At 34.6% G+C, this 19,904-nt stretch carries 19 protein-coding genes and 3 pseudogenes; 13 read left to right on the top strand and 9 right to left on the bottom strand.

The window, feature by feature from the left end:
* Nucleotides 1-64: 64 nt before the first annotated feature.
* Entirely contained in the window at nucleotides 65-1,339 is a 1,275-nt protein-coding gene (locus ACICPZ_RS01330; RefSeq protein WP_010082345.1) for an APC family permease, read from the top strand.
* A 213-nt stretch (nucleotides 1,340-1,552) separates the two neighbouring features.
* On the opposite strand, the gene ACICPZ_RS01325 is transcribed toward ACICPZ_RS01330, so the two are convergent.
* From ACICPZ_RS01325 to ACICPZ_RS01315, 3 genes and pseudogenes are all read right to left on the bottom strand, one after another.
* Nucleotides 1,553-2,116, bottom strand: a complete 564-nt coding sequence (locus ACICPZ_RS01325; protein WP_010082346.1) for an IS110 family transposase — start codon at nucleotides 2,114-2,116, stop codon at nucleotides 1,553-1,555.
* 12 nt (nucleotides 2,117-2,128) lie between these two features.
* A pseudogene (locus tag ACICPZ_RS01320) lies at nucleotides 2,129-2,513 on the bottom strand (IS110 family transposase); the annotation flags it as partial.
* A 320-nt stretch (nucleotides 2,514-2,833) separates the two neighbouring features.
* Nucleotides 2,834-3,286 carry a hypothetical protein gene (locus tag ACICPZ_RS01315; RefSeq protein WP_015589289.1) on the bottom strand — a complete coding sequence of 151 codons (453 nt, stop codon included), beginning with the start codon at nucleotides 3,284-3,286 and terminating at the stop codon, nucleotides 2,834-2,836.
* 140 nt (nucleotides 3,287-3,426) lie between these two features.
* Between ACICPZ_RS01315 and ACICPZ_RS01310 the strand changes: the two genes are divergently transcribed.
* Both ACICPZ_RS01310 and ACICPZ_RS01305 read left to right on the top strand, forming a co-directional pair.
* A complete protein-coding gene (locus tag ACICPZ_RS01310) occupies nucleotides 3,427-4,461 on the top strand; it encodes an aspartate-semialdehyde dehydrogenase (protein ID WP_010962945.1) in 1,035 nt (344 codons plus the stop codon).
* 402 nt (nucleotides 4,462-4,863) lie between these two features.
* Nucleotides 4,864-4,995, top strand: a complete 132-nt coding sequence (locus ACICPZ_RS01305) for a hypothetical protein (RefSeq protein ID WP_255356250.1) — start codon at nucleotides 4,864-4,866, stop codon at nucleotides 4,993-4,995.
* 348 nt (nucleotides 4,996-5,343) lie between these two features.
* Here ACICPZ_RS01305 and ACICPZ_RS01300 read toward each other — a convergent pair whose 3' ends face one another.
* A complete protein-coding gene (locus tag ACICPZ_RS01300; RefSeq protein WP_264329445.1) occupies nucleotides 5,344-5,844 on the bottom strand; it encodes a Smr/MutS family protein in 501 nt (166 codons plus the stop codon).
* Between the two features lie 92 nt (nucleotides 5,845-5,936).
* Here ACICPZ_RS01300 and rlmB point away from each other — a divergent pair, with 92 nt between their 5' ends.
* The 4 genes from rlmB (at nucleotide 5,937) to ACICPZ_RS01280 (ending at nucleotide 9,188) form a co-directional block, all read left to right on the top strand.
* Nucleotides 5,937-6,701, top strand: coding sequence for a 23S rRNA (guanosine(2251)-2'-O)-methyltransferase RlmB (rlmB, locus tag ACICPZ_RS01295; RefSeq protein WP_038199241.1), 765 nt, complete (start codon nucleotides 5,937-5,939; stop codon nucleotides 6,699-6,701).
* Nucleotides 6,702-6,780: 79 nt separating this feature from the next.
* Nucleotides 6,781-7,503: a Bax inhibitor-1/YccA family protein gene (locus ACICPZ_RS01290; RefSeq protein ID WP_010962942.1), complete on the top strand. Its 723-nt coding sequence runs from the start codon at nucleotides 6,781-6,783 to the stop codon at nucleotides 7,501-7,503.
* The gene (locus ACICPZ_RS01285) at nucleotides 7,504-8,040 is read left to right on the top strand and encodes a cytochrome c oxidase assembly protein (protein ID WP_010082343.1); all 537 of its coding nucleotides are present in this window, start codon (nucleotides 7,504-7,506) and stop codon (nucleotides 8,038-8,040) included.
* A gap of 170 nt (nucleotides 8,041-8,210) precedes the next feature.
* The gene (locus ACICPZ_RS01280) at nucleotides 8,211-9,188 is read left to right on the top strand and encodes a quinone oxidoreductase family protein (protein WP_038199239.1); all 978 of its coding nucleotides are present in this window, start codon (nucleotides 8,211-8,213) and stop codon (nucleotides 9,186-9,188) included.
* Between the two features lie 356 nt (nucleotides 9,189-9,544).
* On the opposite strand, the gene ACICPZ_RS01275 is transcribed toward ACICPZ_RS01280, so the two are convergent.
* Together ACICPZ_RS01275 and ACICPZ_RS01270 are read right to left on the bottom strand one after the other, a co-directional pair.
* Nucleotides 9,545-10,486 (bottom strand): IS5 family transposase, encoded by a 942-nt coding sequence (locus ACICPZ_RS01275; RefSeq protein ID WP_264373782.1) that lies wholly within the window; start codon nucleotides 10,484-10,486, stop codon nucleotides 9,545-9,547.
* Nucleotides 10,471-10,623 carry a hypothetical protein gene (locus ACICPZ_RS01270; RefSeq protein ID WP_155975182.1) on the bottom strand — a complete coding sequence of 51 codons (153 nt, stop codon included), beginning with the start codon at nucleotides 10,621-10,623 and terminating at the stop codon, nucleotides 10,471-10,473. Before ACICPZ_RS01270 ends, ACICPZ_RS01275 begins: the two co-directional genes overlap by 16 nt.
* Nucleotides 10,624-10,730: 107 nt before the next feature.
* On the opposite strand from ACICPZ_RS01270, the pseudogene ACICPZ_RS01265 reads away from it, so the two are divergent.
* A pseudogene (locus tag ACICPZ_RS01265) lies at nucleotides 10,731-11,713 on the top strand (IS4 family transposase); the annotation flags it as partial.
* A gap of 193 nt (nucleotides 11,714-11,906) precedes the next feature.
* Here ACICPZ_RS01265 and ACICPZ_RS01260 read toward each other — a convergent pair.
* The gene (locus tag ACICPZ_RS01260; RefSeq protein WP_209472550.1) at nucleotides 11,907-12,854 is read right to left on the bottom strand and encodes an IS110 family transposase; all 948 of its coding nucleotides are present in this window, start codon (nucleotides 12,852-12,854) and stop codon (nucleotides 11,907-11,909) included.
* Between the two features lie 216 nt (nucleotides 12,855-13,070).
* On the opposite strand from ACICPZ_RS01260, the pseudogene ACICPZ_RS01255 reads away from it, so the two are divergent.
* The 4 genes and pseudogenes from ACICPZ_RS01255 to ACICPZ_RS01240 all read left to right on the top strand — a co-directional run.
* Nucleotides 13,071-13,478, top strand: a pseudogene (locus ACICPZ_RS01255) (IS4 family transposase); the annotation flags it as partial.
* 157 nt (nucleotides 13,479-13,635) lie between these two features.
* The gene (locus ACICPZ_RS01250; protein WP_010962938.1) at nucleotides 13,636-15,249 is read left to right on the top strand and encodes a hypothetical protein; all 1,614 of its coding nucleotides are present in this window, start codon (nucleotides 13,636-13,638) and stop codon (nucleotides 15,247-15,249) included.
* Between the two features lie 177 nt (nucleotides 15,250-15,426).
* Nucleotides 15,427-15,774 (top strand): IS630 transposase-related protein, encoded by a 348-nt coding sequence (locus ACICPZ_RS01245; protein ID WP_022626382.1) that lies wholly within the window; start codon nucleotides 15,427-15,429, stop codon nucleotides 15,772-15,774.
* A gap of 167 nt (nucleotides 15,775-15,941) precedes the next feature.
* A complete protein-coding gene (locus ACICPZ_RS01240; RefSeq protein WP_049973597.1) occupies nucleotides 15,942-16,277 on the top strand; it encodes a transposase in 336 nt (111 codons plus the stop codon).
* A 416-nt stretch (nucleotides 16,278-16,693) separates the two neighbouring features.
* Here ACICPZ_RS01240 and ubiB read toward each other — a convergent pair whose 3' ends face one another.
* Together ubiB and ACICPZ_RS01230 are read right to left on the bottom strand one after the other, a co-directional pair.
* A complete protein-coding gene (ubiB, locus tag ACICPZ_RS01235; RefSeq protein WP_264373784.1) occupies nucleotides 16,694-18,124 on the bottom strand; it encodes a 2-polyprenylphenol 6-hydroxylase in 1,431 nt (476 codons plus the stop codon).
* Nucleotides 18,121-18,861: a metal ABC transporter ATP-binding protein gene (locus ACICPZ_RS01230; protein WP_151808002.1), complete on the bottom strand. Its 741-nt coding sequence runs from the start codon at nucleotides 18,859-18,861 to the stop codon at nucleotides 18,121-18,123. Before ACICPZ_RS01230 ends, ubiB begins: the two co-directional genes overlap by 4 nt.
* Between ACICPZ_RS01230 and ACICPZ_RS01225 the strand changes: the two genes are divergently transcribed.
* Nucleotides 18,853-19,734 carry a zinc ABC transporter substrate-binding protein gene (locus ACICPZ_RS01225; protein WP_264373783.1) on the top strand — a complete coding sequence of 294 codons (882 nt, stop codon included), beginning with the start codon at nucleotides 18,853-18,855 and terminating at the stop codon, nucleotides 19,732-19,734. The genes ACICPZ_RS01230 and ACICPZ_RS01225 overlap by 9 nt on opposite strands.
* The last annotated feature ends 170 nt before the right edge of the window (nucleotides 19,735-19,904 follow it).

Here is a 19,904-nt window from a genome sequence, read left to right as displayed (position 1 = left end):
TAAAAGATCAATTGAAATTTCTGAGTTTAGGGTATATTGTTAATCTATTTAGATAAGAATTATTGTGTCAAATAAAATAGGTTTTTGGGCTATTTTTGCCTTAGTGATTAGCAGCCAAATTGGCTCTGGAATTTTTATGCTTCCAATTAGCCTTGCTCCATATGGCATGTATAGCCTTATAAGCTGGATAATATCAGGGCTTGGTGCTATATCTCTTGCTTTAGTTTTTGCCTCACTCTGCGCAAAATTTCCGGAAACGGGTGGCCCTCACGTCTATGTAAAGCATGCTTTTGGCCCTGCTGCAGCTTTTTTTGTTGGTTGGACGTATTGGGTGATCTCATGGGTTAGCACAACAGCCGTAATAGTTGTGGGTGTTGGTTATCTTACACCATTTTTCCATGAAGATATTCAAAACGTACATCTGTTTTTAGAGATGTTATTACTTACAATTATTACACTAATAAATTTTAGAGGAGTAGCTACTGCTGGACGTGTTGAGTTTTTATTGACGGTGATAAAAATTTCTGTATTGCTTGTAATACCTATAGCAGCATTGTTTTTTTTTGATAGAAATAACTTCATCATAAGTGAAGAAATATCAAATCTTACAACATCGCAGATTCTTGCCCGTTCTACACTTATTACTCTATGGGGTTTTATTGGAGTTGAATTGGCAACAGCACCTGCAGGGTCAGTTGATAATCCAGCTAGAACAATACCAAGAGCTGTGGTACTTGGAACAATCTCTGTTGCTGTTGTGTATTTTATCAACAATCTTGCAATTATGGGATTAATAAATGGCAATGATTTAGCAAGTTCAAGAGCACCATATGTTGACGCAATAAAAATTATGGCCTCTGGCAATTGGCACTTGATTATTTCTATAACTGCGTTCATTTTTTGTGTTGGTACTTTAAACGCTTGGGTACTAGCTAGTGGACAAGTGGCCCTTGGCCTTGCAAAAGATAAACTGATGCCACAGTTTTTTGCTCAAAGAAACAAGCACGGTTCTCCTTTCTGGGGCATAACAACTAGCTCAGTTGGAACTGCAACTTTACTAATCCTCACTTCAAGCAACAATTTTGCTAAGCAGATCACATCAATTATCGACTTTTCTGTAGTTTCATTTTTATTTGTTTACCTTGCATGCAGTCTTGCTTTTCTCAAAGTTATTGTGCAAGAAAAGAGTTGTTACAAATTTTTGATTGGCAGTATAGCAACAACCTTTTGCTGCTGGGTAATATTTGAAACTTCTGTGAATACCTTGCTGATCGCAAGCTTATTCACTGCAAGTGGCGTACCTCTTTATTTATTTTGGTATCGCAGAGTTTCTGTATAGCAAATGTTATGTATCTGTTCAGCAGAGTGGCAAAATAAGGTAGACGAGAAAAGACAACTATAGGAAGAAATGGGTGTCATGCCAGTGCGTGACACTGGCATCCAGTTCTTTCGCGCAGTTCCATCAAAAACGTTGTAAAGGATTAATCGCTTTCGTGTTTACCAACTTAGTGCCCAATCTGGATCCCAGATACTGTCTCTGCTGTCAAACAAATTATCCAACAAAATTACAATTAAATGGTTGATTATTTTTAAGAATACCAAAAAAGACATGCATTAATTTTCGCATTAACGCAAGAACTATGACTTTTGGACATTTGCCTTTACTTGCTAGACGCTGACAAAACTTTTGAAAATGATTATTATGGTTTTTGACTACTATAGCTGGCATATAAAGAGCTTTTCGAATACGCTCAGATCCTATTTTGCATATGCAACTTCTCTTACTTACTGACGATCCCGATTGATAATGTCCTGGATTTAGACCAGCAAAAGCTGTAAATTGTTTAGCATTGTCAAAGTTATCAACTGATGGCATTTCTGCGACAACAGCAACAGCAGTAAGATATCCTATACCTTTTATAGTCTTAAGGTTTTCCACCATATTTTTTAGATGTGGATAGTTATTTATATGCTCATTAATTTCTTTTTCGAGAACAATAATTTGCTCCTCTATTGCCAAAATTACTTTAGATATAGCTTCTTTGCAACTGGAATGCATATTTTTGTTTTCCAAGCGATTTGTCTGTTGCACCTTATCATCTTTTAGCGATTGCATGCAACGGTAAAGCTCCCTCAAATGCCTCATTTCAGGTGCAATGGGCTTCCAAAGAGCAGGTTTGTTGGCGATACAAAATCTAGCTATCATAGCTGCATCTGATTTATCTGTCTTATTTCTGAGCAGCTCACTTTTGCCAAAAGCTTTCTGGGTTTACTATACTGACATTATGTCCTAAATCGTGCATAAAAGTAGCCAAATCTTCTCCATACCAACTAGTTGCTTCAAGACATAAATGAGTAAGATTTGCTCCATGGCCATTGCACCAAACTACAAGTTTTGCAAAACCATCTTGATTATTTTGAAAGACTTTGTGTCGTTTTTTACTGTCCACTAACAAACAAACATCAAATTTCTTTTTTGAAATATCCACACCCAAAATAGCATTTACTTGCATAAAATTGCCTCCAAGACTATAAATAAACTGAGAGTTTAGACTAACCTTGTAATACGGGATATAATTCCAAAAGATACTGTTCAGTCTTTAACTCTATGGGAGGGAAGCAAAATCTGGCTTAATGGCATTAGTGTCGCATCAGCTTCACCCTCCCTGTGAGGTATTTTAGCTCTAATGCCTCACATCATAAAGATACAAGTGTCACGCACTGGGATGACGAGAAAGGAGCACTGGAATTTTTGTTTCAATATTTGTACATGAGCCATGCATCTGAACAGATACAATGTTATAACTAGAGATAATTTTTAAATGATTGATATTTATGAACTACGACTTTTCTTGTTGTCCACTTGTTCAACATTACCCTTCTCAAGTTTACTATCTACTTCTTTTGTGTGTTCATCATCTATACTAGTTTCATCTTTTATCTTACTAGGGTAATCTTCCTGCGATTTTTTATATGCTTCCATGTTGTCATATATAGGGTTACTGATGATTTCTATTTTTTCAGGTGTGAAAATCCTTGCTAAAAATCTCCTTATTATTGGTATTGACCTTAAGAGATCTCTTAGCTTTGAAGATTCTTGTCTTTTGTTTAGAGACTGTTGGTCTATTTTAGAGGTTTTTACACCATACTTTTTATCATCAAAATTTATTGTAGGCTTTCTTTTATTCGAAAGAACACTTTGGGCCTTTGATCCATTGGTTCCTTCAGGCCCTTGAGGTGTAGACATTGCAGGTTTAACCTTAGTTTCATCGTATTCCTTACTCATCTTTCATTTCATTATGTAATATTACTAATATTGCATAATAATAGCTAAATTACAATTAATTGCAAGGTAAAAATATTAAAACAATTGTAAATTTTGTCAGTAAAAATATAATAGAACTTTAAAATTAGAGGTTCATCTATATGAGATACAAAATTGCTGTTATTGGAGCAACCGGAAGAGTAGGGCGTGAGGTATTAAGCACGCTTGCTGAATTTCAAGATGAGGCGATAGATTGCGTTATTGCACTTGCATCGAAAAAATCAGAAGGGAAGAAGGTGAGCTTTGGTGACAAAGAGTTAACAGTTTTATGCCTTGAGGATTATGACTTCGTTGGAACTAATGTAGCCATTTTCTGTGCTGGATCTCATGTTTCTGAAGAGTATGTACCAATTGCAACACAGGCTGGATGCATCGTGATAGATAACAGTTCCCATTTTAGAATGAAAGAGGGTGTGCCACTCATTATTCCAGAGATTAATAAAGAAAAAATTATGGAATATAAAAACCACAACATAATATCCAATCCAAACTGTACTACAATACAGATGCTGCTAGTACTACATCTATTACACCAAAAAGCAAAAATAAAGAGAATCGTTGCTTCAACTTATCAATCAACTTCTGGTGCAGGCAAAGCAGCAATGGATGAGCTCTATGACCAGACAAAAAAAATCTTTATGAACGAAGCTAAAAAACCCAAGATATTCTCTAAGCAAATAGCATTCAATTGCATTCCCCATGTAGGAGAATTCATGGAAAATGGCTCTACAGAAGAGGAATGGAAAATGCAAGAGGAGACAAAAAAAATTTTAGAGGAAGATATAAAAGTTACTGCAACTTGTGTAAGGGTACCCGTCTTTATCGGTCACGCTATGGCAGTAAATGTGGAATTTGATCAACATATCACTGAAGAACAAGCTCGTGAAGTGCTAAGTGAAGCCGAAGATAGTGGAGTTTTAGTGTACAACAGGCGTGAAGATAGTGAATACATAACTCAAATTGATGTTGTACAGGAGAATGCTGTATATGTATCGCGTATTAGAAGAGACAATACTGTTGAGCACGGATTAAATATGTGGATAGTGGCTGACAACCTGCGCAAAGGCGCAGCATTAAATATAGTGCAGATTCTTGAGATTTTGATAAGAGAGCATTTGTCAATCAAGTGCATATAGAGCGCACGTACGTTGTAATTCGAAGGAAATTGTATATCACATGGCAGCGCGTGACGCTGGAATGGCTTTGTTGCATCGCTACTTATGAAAGGCTAACTATAATTAGGATTATAAGCAACTTATTGAAAATCTTGTTTTTTTTGCAATCAATCTGATCAAATTTAAGAATAGTAACTTGTTATTTATATTAATAAATTTAATTCTATTGAAAATAGCTAAAGCATTGAAATTCTTGAATTTTAGCCGGATTAGTGAGTGGTAGTGAAATTTCTTTTACTCAAATTTAGGTATTCACTGACCGTTCTTGTTATAAATACCAGAATAATAAGCTACTGATATTCTCCACCTTTTTTATCTTTAATCCATCATAGCTAGCGATGCAACAAAGCCGGCTGGATTCCAGTGTCAAGCACTGGAATGACACCATTTGCTGTGCAGTTTACCTTCAAAAATGAATGTTCGTACAGCTATGGAATAAATCGCGGTATGACGGTTCGCAGCGGTATAGTAACTCGTCACCCCGCTACTTGTTAGCGGCTGAGATACCGCGGCGGTATGACGTAGAAGCTATACTTTTATACTCACCAACTCAGTATCCAATCTGGATCCAAGTAGTCAAGCTATTCGGATGACACCCTCATAAAGTGAAATGAGATCCCGCTAACACGTAGCGGGATGACGAGAAAGGGGCTACTCGGATGACACCCTCATAAAGTGAAATGAGATCCCGCTAACACGTAGCGGGATGACGGGAAAAGAGGTACTGGGAGACATCCTTCCTGGTAGACCCAAATCACAATGTTCGCACAGTTGTGCGTCACGCGCTGCCGAACACTGTATGGTTATACAAGAAAAATTAAGGCTTAAAAGGAATTTTAAGTATCAGGACTCAAGGTTTTTATTCCTTCTTAATAAAACATAAAAAGCCCCTTTACCACCATGTTTTTTCGTAGCTTGTTGGTAGTATAGAACCATATACTGGATTTTAGTATCATTTAACCACTTATTTAAGTTATTCTTTATAGTGTCTGTTTTATTTGTTGCACTGCCGTATCCCGTAATTACCAATAAACATCTATTTCCTGCTCGATAATTTTTGATAATAAAATCTATCAATTTACAGTAAGCATCCTCTATATTATAGCCATGCAAATCGAGCTTATCGCTTATAAAATATTTACCCCTATCAATCTTTGATTTTGTGTTGTAGTCAAGACAAAATGATGAGTTACCATTATTGGTATTAAGAAAATTCCCTTGTAAGTCGGAGGTACCTTTATCAACCATAGACTTTATATTTACTTTATGATCAACTTTCAAAGTAACTTTTCTACATTCTATTGGCTTAACATTTTTTTGCCAATCCAACTCATCGTCCGACATAAACGCATTAATCGAATTGTATAATTTTACAACAATATCTAAACATAGTAAAATGTTGCTTATTCTATAAAAACCCGATTTTCAATAATACGATGAAATCGTCAAAAACTAATGAGAATTTTTGGCTGTATGGAAAGCACACCTGCATGTCAGCACTGAAGAATAAAAATAGGCGGTGTATAGAACTGTTAGTAACAGAAAATTTCTATAGAGAACACGAAAAAGAAATTAAGCAATATGCAAATAGTAAGGGCATTAAAGTTCGATTAGTAGAAAACAAAATACTTAATGACGTTTTACCCAAAGGTGCTAACCATCAAGGAATTGCTTTAAATGTTGCCCCTATTCTTTATAACTTAAGCATCGAAGAAGTAGCTGAAAGCTCAAACGACAGTTCTACTATAGTCATTTTAGATCAAGTCACTGACACGCACAATATTGGATCAATTTTAAGAACTTCAGCTTGTTTTAATGTCGACGCATTGGTTTTACCACATAACCATTCACCGAGTGAAAATGCATCTATTGCAAAAGCAGCAAGTGGGGCTTTAGATATTGTTCCGCTAATATACGTTACAAATATAGTAAAAACTATGCAGTATTTAAAAAAGGTCGGCTACTGGTGTTACGGGTTTGATTGCAATGCTAAAGAAAATATAGATGAAATAAAGAGTTTTGAGAAAAAAAGAGTAATTATTTTTGGTTCTGAAGAGAAAGGAATGCGGAGGTTAGTTAAAGAAAATTGTGATTATCTTTTAAAAATCCCAATGTCAAATGCAATTAACAGTTTAAATGTTTCAAACGCAGCAGCAATAGGCCTATATTCTATTTATATTAAAACAAATGCCAGCGCATAGCTGTTTATAATAAAAACACTTGATAAAAATATGGTTTTATATTATAATGTGTTAAGTAATGGATAAAAGGAGTTATATTATGTCTTATATGAGAAATGAACAGGATATTCGCTCTCAAGGCGTTTATTATAGTGCTGGGCTTAGAAGTTACCTAACTAAAGTATATAATTACATGGCTTTAGCTTTGGGCGTCACAGGGCTTGTTGCATTTTTAACAGTATTTTCTGGTCTTTTTCAAGTAATTTATTCTAATCCCGTTCTATCGCTTGTGGTAATGTTATCTCCGGTTGCATTGGTGTTCTACATGTCTTATAGAATTCAACACCTAAGTGCTCAGTCTGCCGTTACTATATTTTTCTCGTTCTCAGTGTTAATGGGGCTTTCCTTATCTTATGTTTTTATAGTTTATACTGCAGAAAATATAGCAAGGGCGTTTTTCATTACATCAATCATGTTTGGCTCTATGGCTTTATATGGCAATACTACAAAAAGAGATCTTACAAGTATGGGCTCTTTCTTGATTATGGGAGTTTGGGGGTTAATCATTGCGTCTATAGTAAATTTATTTCTTGGAAGTAGTCCTCTCCACTTTGCAATATCGTTCATATCAGTAATAGTCTTTACCTTAATGACTGCGTATGATGCTCAAAGAATCAAGGACGTTTATTATAAACATAATGACGGATCAGAAGTTGCTACTACTAAATTGGCAATACTCGGTGCAACTAATCTTTATTTTGACTTTATTAATATATTTCTCAATCTACTCAGGTTACTTAACTTGTTCAACAATAGGGATTAGATGTTTTCCTTTTTAAGGAAAGGCAGTAAGAATTCTATAGTTTTCTTTTTAGTATCTTTAGTTGTGTCGATGATATGTCTTGCATATGCATCGGTACCTCTATATAGCATTTTCTGTAAAGCTACTGGGTATGGTGGCACAATAAGAAAAGTAACTAACACAACAACAAATATAACTAACCAAAAGATCAGGGTCCATTTCAATGCTGATATAATGTCCGATCTACCTTGGGAGTTTAAATCAGAAACTAACTACGTTGACGTAAACATAGGAGAACAAAGTTTAGCGTTTTATTACGCAAAAAATCTATCTGATCAGCCTTCATTTGGTATGGCGGTGTATAATGTTACGCCTTTCAAAGCAGGTAAGTATTTCAATAAAGTTGCATGCTTTTGTTTTGAAGAGCAAATGTTGCTACCAAAACAAAAAGCAGCTATGCCCGTATCTTTCTATATAGATCCTGAGATAATGCTTGATAGTAATACAAAAGATTTGGGCGAAATAACACTATCATACACGTTCTTTAAGCTTAAGTAACAGAATGTTTGCAAACCGTGTCATTTCAGTAATCAATAGGGTGTCATCCAAGTAGCTGACACTGGAATGACAGGAGGTAACGCAAGAAGTCTATTGATTGTGAAAACAATAACTTTGCAAAATATTAATTGTTAGATAACATAATCAAAGTTTTTATCTTAATATTCATCATGGTTAGAGCTATACAAATTAAAAAAACTGGGGGACCAGAAGTATTAGAATTTGTAGATAAGAGTATAGGTGAGCCAAAAGGCGAGGAAGTTTTAGTACGTCACACAACTATCGGCTTAAATCGTTATGATTTAGAGCACAGAAAAGGTACGCGCAAAATTAAAAATTTACCATCAGTGCTTGGGGTAGAAGCAGTGGGAGTTATTGAAAAGCTTGGTAAAAAAATCAGTGATGGATTGAAGGTTGGAGACAGAGTTGGATATTGCACAGCTCCTCCAGGGGCATATTGTGAAAAGCGCATTATACACCAGAAATATCTGATAAAAATTCCAGATGACATATCTGATGAAGTTGCTGCTGCAGTGCTGTTTAAAGGTATGACAGCTCACTATTTAGTTAATCAATCTTATAAAGTTAGGCCTGGTGCTTTCGTGCTAGTTCATGGGGCTAATGGTGGTTTAGGACAAATAATATGCCAATGGGCAAAGGATAAAAAAGGTGTAGTGATAGGTTCTGTAAGCTCTGATGAAAAAATGAAGATAGCTTTACAAAGTGGCTGCACATACGCAATAAACTACAATGATAAAGACTTCGTTTCTAAAGTTATGGAGATTACGCAAAACAGAGGAGTAGGTGCAGTGTATGACCCTATAGGTTACGCTACAAGCAAGCTTTCTTTTGAATCTTTAGGCAGGTTCGGCATATACGTTTCCTATGGGCAGATATCAGGTAACGCTCCTATTAGTTTTTCTTTACTTAGTTCACGTTCGTTATTTGCAACTGGAACCTCAATATACCATTATAAGCATGATAGATTCACATTAGTGCTTACCACAATGGAAATCTTCGAGATGATAAGAAAAAAACTTTTAACTGTACGGATCAATAAAAAATATAAATTTGATGAAATAATTCAAGCACATCGTGATATGGAAAATAGAAAAGCGAGTGGGTTAAATATTATCAAAATCTCTTAAATAAATTAGTAATTTAAACTAACCATTCATTAAGTCATATCAACTAGAACTTCACATATTTAATTCTCCTTTTGGGGGAATTAAAAGCATATAGCTAAACTGACTTAGATTTACCGACAACCGTCATCCCGCTACGTGTTAGCGGAATCTATACCGCGAATAGACTTCTTGCATAACCCAAATTAAGTAGAAAAAGGTATCATCCGAGTAACTGACACTGGTTCCTTTATGACGGTAGTAGCCCCCCTTCTCCTGTCATTCCAGTGCTCCCTTTCTTGTCATCCAAGTAGCTGACACTGGGATGGCTTTGTTGCATCACACTTTATGAGATGGTGATTTATGGTAAATTCATGTAACTATCTCAAATTTAGCCATACCAATATCAGTGAATTTATTAAGCAAATAGCATTTAGTTCTTTTTCTCGATTTATCTCAGATTTATTCCTAAAACTAAATCCGAATATTTGCTTTAATCTTGAGAAAAACCCTTCAATATAAGATCTTTTCCCATAATTTACTTCTTTTTTCCATTCTTTCATGCCATCTTCACCGTATAATTTTATTAACCTAATAGCAGCATTCCTGTCAGACATATAATCTATTTCTGGATGTTCTGCCGCATTGTTTATTGGTGGAATTTTTGTCTTTATATCATATTCGTTACACAACTTATAAAACTTGTGCCTATCACATGCTCTATCTGCATATAGTGCTTTTATGGCATGCTGAAAATCAACTTCTTTTAGCAAATCACAAGCTCCATAGTGATCAGAGTAGACACCGTTACTGTATTTTACAGCTATGGCTTTTTTGTTGTTTATATTCAACATTACGTGCAATTTTCTCGTTTGCTCATAGCCACGATATTTTCTGTCAGTGCTATTTTCCTTGCTGTGACCAGGAGTGTTGTTGTATATACTAATTCCTGTACTGTCTATAGCAATTTCGATATCTTCCATATTATTTTTATCAATTCTGCAATCATTTATCTTAATATTAAGTTTCTTAAACCTTCTTGATGCTTGTGAATAGCTGATAACTGCCAAATCTCTTCCTATTTGTTGCAAATACCCTTTTATAAACCCGACTGTTTGTCTTAAACCAATTCTAAAGAAACTGACGATTATATGCACCAAAATCACAACTTTATCACTATAAATATAGTTGCCGCCCTGCATTTTTGGACAATTCTCGTACCAATTTTCTATGGCGTCATTGATATAACAAAAAATGCTTCCTCTTTCTTGGAGAAATTTGTTATATTCATGGCAGTTACTGACTCTCATTTTTTGTGGCATATTTTTTCTTCAACAGTTAAATGGCTATTTATAATGAATTTTGTCAGTAACTGCCAGTTCTTTTCACTTGAGCGATGCAACAAAGCCCACTGGGATCCAGTTTCACCTTGTGATGGTGTCATGAAAGTAGCTGACACTGGTTTCCATCCAAGACGGTGTCATTCCTTACTATTACCCACAAATATAAATGGACTAAAAAGTAAAATATTACAATATTAAAGTTTGCAAATATTGAGGGTGTAAAATGGCAAGTAAAAGTAGTGAATGGGCTAAAAATGAATTTGGAGATAAAAGGTTAACTGAGCGATTAGTAAAGATTGCTGATATGTTTGACAAAATTACCTGAAAGTTAGATTAATCAAGCATGTGAAAGTTGGTCAGAAGCAAAAACAGCATAACGTTTTTTTCAAAATGAGAATGTAAAAGAAAGTGATATTTTAGCTACACATATTAATAAGACGGTTGAGAGAACAAAAGCTCACAAGAGGGTTCTTGTCATTCAAGATACCAGTTACATTGTATATAATAACCATAAAAAAACAAGCGGATTAGCAAATTTGTCCAGTTATGATACTGCAAAAGGTATTATAATGCATACAGCTCTTGCCGTTAGTATAGAAGGTTTGGTACTAGGGATACTAGATCAAAAAGTTTATTCAAGACCTGAAGAAACTGAGAACCTTAAAAAAAAGAGCGATCGCATTGAAGATAAAGAAAGCGTAAAGTGGTTGGAAACTTTAAGAAAAACAAATAATATTATTGATCCAACTCAAACTGAGACTATAACTGTATGCGATAGAGAAGCAGATATATATGACTTTTTTGAGCTTGCACATAATCTTAATTCGGCAGTGCTAGTTAGAGCATGCAGAGATAGAGCAGTAAATAGAAAATCTCGATATCCTGAAAAAGGTGAGCAGAAGTTATGGGCATTTATTAAATCCTCTCATTGTGCAGGTACGGTAGAAGTTGAAGTTCCTGTAAAAGATAATAAGCCAAAAAGAACAGCACGTTTGGAAGTTAGATTTGGAAAGTTTATGATGAATCCATCTAAGAATAATATTAGGCATAAGACGGAAGAACTACCTAAATTACCACTTTATGCAGTTTATGTTGTTGAGAAAACTCCCCTTCCCTTAAAAAAAACCGCTAGAATGGATGCTATTAACGAATCTTTCAGTTAATACTTTCGATGAAGCTGTTGAAAAAATTAGTTGGTATCAACTATGTTTTTTAAAAATTTTTTTATTTGTGTAATTTTGCAAATTATATGGGCAATAAAAACCCGTTTGTCATAGAAATAGAATTTTATATCAAACAGCTACCACAGCAATTTCTGCTTAAGCTAATGAATATGTGCTTTAAGTCTGTGTGGACGCACATATTCATTAGCCAATTTCAGTTACCGTTGTGAAGATTTTTAAGTATGCAAATTAATTGCTTCTTTAAGTCTTGTATTAGCAATTACTATAATTTTACGCATTAGGGCTGTTATAGCCACCATCTTCTTCTTACCACTTTCAACAAGCTTAGAATAAAAGGCGCCAAGTATAGATTTTGACCTTGTAGCAGCCATAGCGGCTGTAAAGAGCTTTGAACGAACGTTACTTCTACCACCTGTAATCCTTCGGTAACCAACAGCTTTACCACTTTCTTTTGGATGCGGTGCAACTCCGGCAAGACTTGCTACTTCTTTTCTATTTAAGTAACCAAGCTCTGGCATTAAACACAAAAAATCTTGTGATAACTTTTTACCTATTCCAGGAACTGTTTTAAGAATTTTTTGGCGTTGTTGTAATTCGCGGCTTTCATCAATAATCTTTTGTATAGTATCATTGAGTTCGTTTATTTGACTATCGAAAAACTCAATGGTCTTTTGACAGCTTTCTTTTATATGATCATTTTCCGGTGCTTCAAGTCTGCATTTTTCTTGAGTTCTCATTTGCGTAATATCATCACGACGTTGACAAAGTGCAGCCAAAGTTGATTGTTCTGTAGAGGTAGGTACAAATAGAGAGATAGTTCTATGGCGTTCAAATCCATATTGAGCAAGAGCTCTTGCATCTGATCTATCAGACTTTGCTAAAGTTCCGTGAGATAAAATAAAGCTTTTTACTTTACGAGTATTAGCTCGATGCACGGCAATATTTTTGTCGGTAAGAAAATGTGATAAGCCAAGCTCATATTTCCCTGTATTTTCTAAAGTCACTAAAGCATTAGGTAGAATATCTGAAAACTCTTGAAATAATTGTTGCCAACCAGAAGCATTATTATCAAATTCGACAGCATTCTTCTGTTTGTGAATTGCAACGACATTTTTAAATTTTCCGATGTCAATGCCAATAAAATTTTGATAAGATGTAACCATAATAAACCTCGATAGTTTTAGTTAATTTAAGATTGTAAACGGGTGCATATATATGTCCCAAGCAACTATTCAAACGTATCGAGAGATAGGGCTAGCGTACCTTGATACCAACGGTTGTAATACCAATTTCCTTTCGGTCGCGCACGCCCGCTATTCCTAGTGAGCAGGGTTATCTTTCTCTCTTATCTCTTTTATATCACGTTTTTAACTTACAATTGCCTTAGATGGAAAATAGAGATATTACATAAAATTTTAAATCCGGTCTCAAAGTTGAAGAATGTAGGCTTGGAATAGCAGAAAGACTAATGAGATATCTAACAGTTATGAGTATTATTGCTTGGAGGATCTTCTTTATTACATCAATTGCAAGAGCTAACCCAACATTACCATGTACTACCTTATTAGCTGAAGAAGAATGGAAAGTTTTATACGTTAAAATACACAGAAAACCATGTCCAAGTGTAGTTCCCAACATAAAAGAAGCTGTTTCATGAACTTGGAGGCCATTTAGCAAGAAAAAATGACCCAAAACCAGGACCAATTACTCTTTGGAAAGGATATAAACGTCTCTTTGATTTAGCAGAAGGATGGCGACTTGCTCACGAACTTTATATTTGTGGGTAATAGTAAGTTGTTAGGGGGATCTGGAGATACCGCGGCGGTATGACGTAGGGAAATCTTACTTATTATAGCTATAGTTCTACATGAATTACAAAAGTAATATTTACTAGATCTTAATATTTTAGATCTATATTTTAATAAATAATGAGCTGTAATTAGTATGAATAATCCATTTAAAAGTGAGAACTATAAAAAAAATCTCGATTCTCTGATCAAAGCTGTAAAGCTAGGAAATGCAGAGAAACAATATAACAAAACGTTAAGGGATTTATCTCATGCATTAGAAGGTTTTACAGGTGAGGCAAAAGGTATAGCTGAGTTTGTTATATATACTGACTTGAACAATTATGTAGAACAGCCATTAGGTCTTTTTAAAACATTAATGAATAGAATTTTGGGAAAAAATTTTCCAACCAAGAACAGTAGTATAAGTAATTTTGTAAATGATGAGTTGTCAAGTTTCACTTTAGAAACAGCAGCTAAGTATACAAGAATTTTAAAAAAAATTGATCTCTTGGAACAATTAGAAAAAGATTTCAGAAAAAATAATATTTTAAAAGATTCTTTAAATTTAGAACAAAGTGAAAAGAGTCAAGGAAAAGATAGATCACACGAAGTGAGTTTGGAAGGTAGAAAGCAAAAGGAAGGTACTTTTGAGCTGCGAAAAGAAGAACAGCCGAAAGAAAAATTAGGTGGTAATCGCATGAGGCAAATAAAGCGACCAACAACAGCACCTCCGGCTGCTCCAGATTCGAGGAAGGTACGCTTTAAATCAGAAATATCCTCAGATGGAGAAAGCAAGGCAAAGTCTACATCTTCTTTACTAAAAGGAGCTAATAGTTTTAGTATGCCTGATGCTAAGGAAAATCCTTCTGAGGATTCAGGCTATGAAAGTTCATTAGATCAGGGGTCTGAATATGAAGACATATCAAATTATCAAGAGAAAAAGCAAAAGGAAAATCCTTTATATGAGCAGAGAGAAGATTCAGGCTATGGAAGTTCATTAAATGAAGAGTCTGTATACAAAGAGATATCAAATTATCAAGAGAAGAAGAGTAAAATTTTAATAGAAAATTCGCAGAGTTCAAAATCGCCCAAAGAAGAGCCAATTTATGCAACAGTTCCTAAAGAACATATAGAAGCAAAAAGAGAACGTAAGCAGAAACAACAACCTCAATCCCTCGTACCACCAAAACCACCGCAAGTGCCAAAAAAAATGTTTACTACTGGTCAAGAAGTTAGACAAGAATCGAAAGTGGTAATCAAAGATAAACCTGCAGTACCGCCAAAGCCTAAAAATCTAAGCCGTGCTAATCAAAAAGTAAGCACAGAGCCAAAAGTAGTAGGAGTAATTCTTAAAAAATCAGCTGAAAGAGTACCACTAAAATCTGAAAATCAAGACAATAGGAAATCAGCACAAAAAGCTGCTGGTAAGGCGATACCAAAAGTAGCAGCAGCTACTATGAAAGGAGGAGCTAATCGCGAGATGGGCAGTAAAGTAAAGGCATTAAAAGAAAAATTTGAGCAAAATCAAGCAAAAGGAAATGCTAATGTACAGCTTGCTGAAAGCAAAACCACTCCAGCAGCACAAGCGGATATCGGTGTGAAGAAAAAACAATCTCATTCATTTCTAACAGAGAATAAAAGATCTGCAACGAAACACGTAACAGCAAAATCTGATCCAAAATCTCATGTCAGCAAAAATTCCCTTCTCACGCATGCAAATGTAAAGGAAATGGTTGCACAAATTGAGAAAGGAAAAGGAGGAAGATAGTAACATTTGGGAAAAAAACATATGTGTCAAGTCAAGAGATTGTGAGCAAATTTAGGAAATTATAGCTAAACTGACTTAGATTTACCGACAATTTGAAAAACCGTCATTCCGCTAACTATAGTATTTTCAAAAGCGAATGATAAAGGTATAATATGTTTTTTTAAAGTAGGGAAAGCGATGGTATATAGTGTAGATTTAAGGGAAAAAGCAGTGTCTTTGGTAGAAAAAGGAAAGTCAAAGGTTGAAGTTGCAGAGGTTTTTGAGATAGGGATAGCAACACTATATAGATGGCTAAAAAAGAAAGCTACTGGCCAAGGTCTCAAAGCGGTAAAAAGTACTGGTTTTATTCGAAAAATAGATCCAGAAATACTCAAAGAATATGTCAAAAAACACCCAGATCACACACTAGCAGAAATGAAACAAAACCTTGGCTTTGGGATAAGTGCAATTTGGTATAGATTAAGACAGCTAAAAATAACCTTTAAAAAAAGTCACATTCTATCAAGAGCGCAATCAAGAAGATAGGCAGCAATTTATCGATAAAGTCTCAAAAATAGACCACTGTAGCATTTTATATATAGATGAAGCAGGAGTTGATAATAGACTATACCGAGAATATGCACGAGCTCCAAGAGGAGAAAAAATATATGCTGATGTTCCAGGAAAAAAGCGGGAAAGAGTGAGTATAATAGGTGGATGAGAAGTTTATTGCACCAATGACCTTCACAGGAGGGTGTAATAAAGATATATTTAATGTATGGTTAGAGCGAAGATTACTTCCACAATTACAGCGTGATACAACCATAGTTATGGATAATGCTACATTCCATAAAACTCCCAAAACAAAGTCATTAATAGAGTCTTTTGGCTGTCATTTGCTTTATCTTCCAACATATTCACCTGATCTAAATCCGATAGAGCATTGTTGGCACACCATCAAAAGTTGCCTCAGACCTCTAATGCATCAATGTACAGACTTACACCTTTTAGTTGGTAATACCATTTTAGACGTTTATCATTCGTTTTAGAAAATACTATAGTTGAAATAGCGCAGTTACTCACCCCATAAATTTGGTGCTCTCTTTCAATCAAAGGTGTCTTGCTGCTTGAAATGTTTTCTTTGTAAAAATTTGGCTTATCTTTATATCATCTCATTCAAACAGCATTAACATAACTTATGCCTTTTTTGGATGTAGAAATTTTCTAGGAATTGTCTTTTTGAATTCTATGGTATTTTGTTTAACATTGAAACAAGAGGCCAGTGTCACGCACTGGCATGACACCCATTTGTTCCTATAGTTGTCTTTTCTCGTCTACCTTATTTTGCCACTCTGCTGAACAGATACATAAAGAAAGTGGAAAATTGGACATTCTCAACTCGGCTCCTGCAGATTAAAAATTAAGTTGAATAAAAATTGGATTTGACGCAGTTTTTTCCCATAGTTTAAGAAATTAAAAGTTTAACGATTAGAATTATAATTACAAACCACAATAAAAAATAGACTTTTCCATTTGATTTATTTTTAATTTGGATGTTTTCTAATTTTTTATCAGCTATTAGGTTTAATTTTTCTATAAGGCTAAATATCCCTTGGATTGTTTTTACAGGATAAGAACTTCTAATTTTTTCCCTATACCCTATTTTATTTTCATGTTGACTGCTTATCCACGCTTCAACTACTTTCCACATATTGATTTCTGAGTAGATCTTTCTACATGTCCCTTCCAGTAAAATCATAGTTTTCTGCAGCAATAACAATTGTGTTTGAACTTTCATATCAAAATCACCAGTTATTTTTAATAGCTGAGCAAGTAAACTAGCAAATGAAATCTTCTGTATAGGCTGCCCAATAATGGGTTCACCTATTGCCCTGCAAGCTGTGACAAAATTTCTATGCTGTGATGAAACATAACCAGCCCTAAAGTGCATTTTTGCAACGTGATCATAATCCCGATTTAAAAAGCCTTTGAGTATCTCTATAACGTAATAGCATGTCTCACGATCTATTCTACCCATGATTCCACAATCCAGGGCAATAATATTGTTATTACTATCAACCATTAGATTTCCAGGATGCATATCAGCATGAAAAAAACAATCCCTGTATACTTGATTGCAAAACGATTCTATAAGATTGATAGCTATTTGCTTACGATTATTCAGTTTTTCAACTTCGTATATTGGCGTTGCTTCTATCCATTCTAATGTTAAAACCTTTTTCGAAGTTCTATTCCAATCTATTTCAGGTACGTAAAAACCTCTGTCATTTTTTGTGTTTTCCTTTAGTTCCGAAGAGTGAGCAGCTTCAAAACGTAGATCTAACTCTAATCGGCAAATTTCAGCAAAAGTTTTGACTAATTCAATTGGCCTCAGCCTTTTTGATTGTTCGCTAAATTTTTCTGCAATTTCTGCAAGCCAAGAAAGCATTTTTATATCCCTTGAGAATGTTTTCTCAATATTTGGCCTTAAAACCTTCACAGCAACTTCCTTACCCTCAGTTGTAACCGCTCTATGCACCTGAGAAATCGATGCTGCTGCAATTGGCTTTTCAGAAAAGCTTGAAAAAATGTCGCTCAATTTACAATTAAACTCACTTTCTATAGTTTTAACTGCTATTTTATGTGAAAACGATGGCAATCTATCACATATCAATAACAAGTTATTTGTTATATCCTCATTTAAAACATCAGTACGTGATGAGATAGACTGCCCAAACTTAATGAACACCGGACCTAATTTTTCAAGAGCACGCTTTAGTTTATGGCCTTGTATCTTATTTATTGATTTCTTTGATGGTGGAAGTAAATAAGGTAATATATTGTAACGCGTCAGCACCGTAGTTATGTGCAGAAGACGCAAAATATTTTGAATCATTTCGCTGCGTAACTGCTAAATATTTCATTTAGGGTTCTATTTTTCATAATCTCATCAGGCTTGCCTTGGCAATAGATAGTATTATTTATACAAATTATGTAATCTGAGGATGGTAGAGCAGAGTTAAGATCATGAGAAGTCATAAGAATCGACACTAATCGGTTTTTTGCTATTTTGCTTATAATATCATAGAACTTAGCCCGTGCGTTAATATCCATTGCACTAACTGGCTCATCTAGAATGATCAAGTCAGGCTCTGCAATTAAACAACGTGCAAGTAGCAATAATTGTGTTTGCCCTGCAGAAATTTCTAACACTTGATTCTTCAAAATGTTACCGATACCAGCCAACTCTATCGTTTCTGTAATAATGGATTGATTTTTCTTTAGTCTTTTCAAGGAGCTATTTAAAAGGAAATATTCAACTGTTATTGGCATCAAATTACTAATACTAAAATTTTGCGGCATATAGCCAATTTTTATGTTGTCAGCAAATACGATATTACCGGTACAGCTTTTATTTATGCCAGCAATTGCTTTCACTAAAGAGGTTTTACCTCCACCATTTGGACCAAGTATTGTAATTACGTCTCCTCTTTCCATGAACATATTGATATTGTCAAGGATTCTTTTACCATCATATGTGAGAGCAAGATTTTCTATTTTTAGAACATGATTATTGACATTATTTAATTTATTGACAAAATTTAACTTCTTCTCAACATTTATATGAGACATTTACTGACTTTGTTTCTATTACTTTCATTTACACTATACTATAATATCGCCTTTTCATCCAATTTAAAAGTTGTAGCTACAATCAAACCTATCCACTCACTTGTAGCTTCTGTTACAGAAGGGATTTTAGAACCGGAATTGCTTGGCTATGCAACATCTGCGCATAATTATATATTAAAGCCATCTGATGCGAGTAATTTAGAATCAAGTGACGTTATATTTTATGTTGACGATAACTTAGAGACGTTTGTTCAAACTTTCGCCAAAAATAATAAAGAACTAGTGCAATTGTCAAGGGCAATCAACCTACTTCCTACTCGGCCACATTCATTTTCTAGAAAAATCACTCACATTCAAGATGAAAAAGATTTACACATGTGGCTGAGTCCCGAAAATGCAAAGAGCATGATACTTTCTATAAGTGCAACATTGTCTAACATAGATAAAGAAAATTCCCATCGATACAGTTCTAATGCAACAAAAGCTATAAAAAAAATAGACCAAGAAGTAAAAGAAATCATGAAAGAACTGAATGATTTTAAAAATCAAAAATACATCGTTACTCATGATGCTTATCAATATTTTGAAAAATATTTCGGTCTAAATCATCCAAGCGCTATTCTTTCTATAGAAGAGGATTCTTACATAGGTATGAAGAGTTTAATGAAGCTAAAAAAGATAATGAAGGAAGAAAACGTTAAATGTATATTTGCTCATTCACAGGAAGATAGCATAAAGCCTAACGCCCTTTCTAATGACGCAAAAATGGTAATTCTTGACCCTATTGGATCAGACATAGAGCCTGGAAAAGATGCATATCTAGCTATAATCAATAGCATTGCACAAAATTTTAAGTCTTGTTTTGTTGAGTAATAAGTTCCCTTTTAGCTTACTGTTTTATTGTTCTACAAATCAAGAAGAAGTGAGTTTACAACAAATGGTGTCATTCCAGTCTGGAATCCAGCTTTTTCATAATCATCAAAACGTTGTATTTTAACATAAAATGGCTGCTTTTATGCTTACTAACTTAATAAAATTCCTGG

Origin of the sequence: Wolbachia endosymbiont (group A) of Melitta haemorrhoidalis (genome assembly GCF_964273365.1) — a bacterium.
Taxonomy (GTDB): Bacteria; Pseudomonadota; Alphaproteobacteria; order Rickettsiales; family Anaplasmataceae; genus Wolbachia; species Wolbachia pipientis.
Note: the sequence above shows the minus strand (reverse complement) of the source record. Positions and strands in the feature narration are given on the sequence as shown.

What these genes read in the sequence shown, in the direction of transcription:
- ACICPZ_RS01285 (WP_010082343.1), top strand. Translation starts at nt 7,504, where the DNA reads ATGTTTTCCTTTTTAAGGAAAGGCAGTAAGAATTCTATAGTTTTCTTT.
- ACICPZ_RS01310 (WP_010962945.1), top strand. Translation starts at nt 3,427, where the DNA reads ATGAGATACAAAATTGCTGTTATTGGAGCAACCGGAAGAGTAGGGCGT.
- ACICPZ_RS01230 (WP_151808002.1), bottom strand. Translation starts at nt 18,861, where the DNA reads ATGTCTCATATAAATGTTGAGAAGAAGTTAAATTTTGTCAATAAATTA.
- ACICPZ_RS01260 (WP_209472550.1), bottom strand. Translation starts at nt 12,854, where the DNA reads ATGGTTACATCTTATCAAAATTTTATTGGCATTGACATCGGAAAATTT.
- ACICPZ_RS01325 (WP_010082346.1), bottom strand. Translation starts at nt 2,116, where the DNA reads ATGCAATCGCTAAAAGATGATAAGGTGCAACAGACAAATCGCTTGGAA.
- ACICPZ_RS01290 (WP_010962942.1), top strand. Translation starts at nt 6,781, where the DNA reads ATGTCTTATATGAGAAATGAACAGGATATTCGCTCTCAAGGCGTTTAT.
- ACICPZ_RS01250 (WP_010962938.1), top strand. Translation starts at nt 13,636, where the DNA reads ATGAATAATCCATTTAAAAGTGAGAACTATAAAAAAAATCTCGATTCT.
- ACICPZ_RS01225 (WP_264373783.1), top strand. Translation starts at nt 18,853, where the DNA reads ATGAGACATTTACTGACTTTGTTTCTATTACTTTCATTTACACTATAC.
- ubiB (WP_264373784.1), bottom strand. Translation starts at nt 18,124, where the DNA reads ATGATTCAAAATATTTTGCGTCTTCTGCACATAACTACGGTGCTGACG.
- ACICPZ_RS01315 (WP_015589289.1), bottom strand. Translation starts at nt 3,286, where the DNA reads ATGAGTAAGGAATACGATGAAACTAAGGTTAAACCTGCAATGTCTACA.
- ACICPZ_RS01280 (WP_038199239.1), top strand. Translation starts at nt 8,211, where the DNA reads ATGGTTAGAGCTATACAAATTAAAAAAACTGGGGGACCAGAAGTATTA.
- ACICPZ_RS01245 (WP_022626382.1), top strand. Translation starts at nt 15,427, where the DNA reads ATGGTATATAGTGTAGATTTAAGGGAAAAAGCAGTGTCTTTGGTAGAA.
- rlmB (WP_038199241.1), top strand. Translation starts at nt 5,937, where the DNA reads ATGAAATCGTCAAAAACTAATGAGAATTTTTGGCTGTATGGAAAGCAC.
- ACICPZ_RS01275 (WP_264373782.1), bottom strand. Translation starts at nt 10,486, where the DNA reads ATGCCACAAAAAATGAGAGTCAGTAACTGCCATGAATATAACAAATTT.
- ACICPZ_RS01300 (WP_264329445.1), bottom strand. Translation starts at nt 5,844, where the DNA reads ATGTCGGACGATGAGTTGGATTGGCAAAAAAATGTTAAGCCAATAGAA.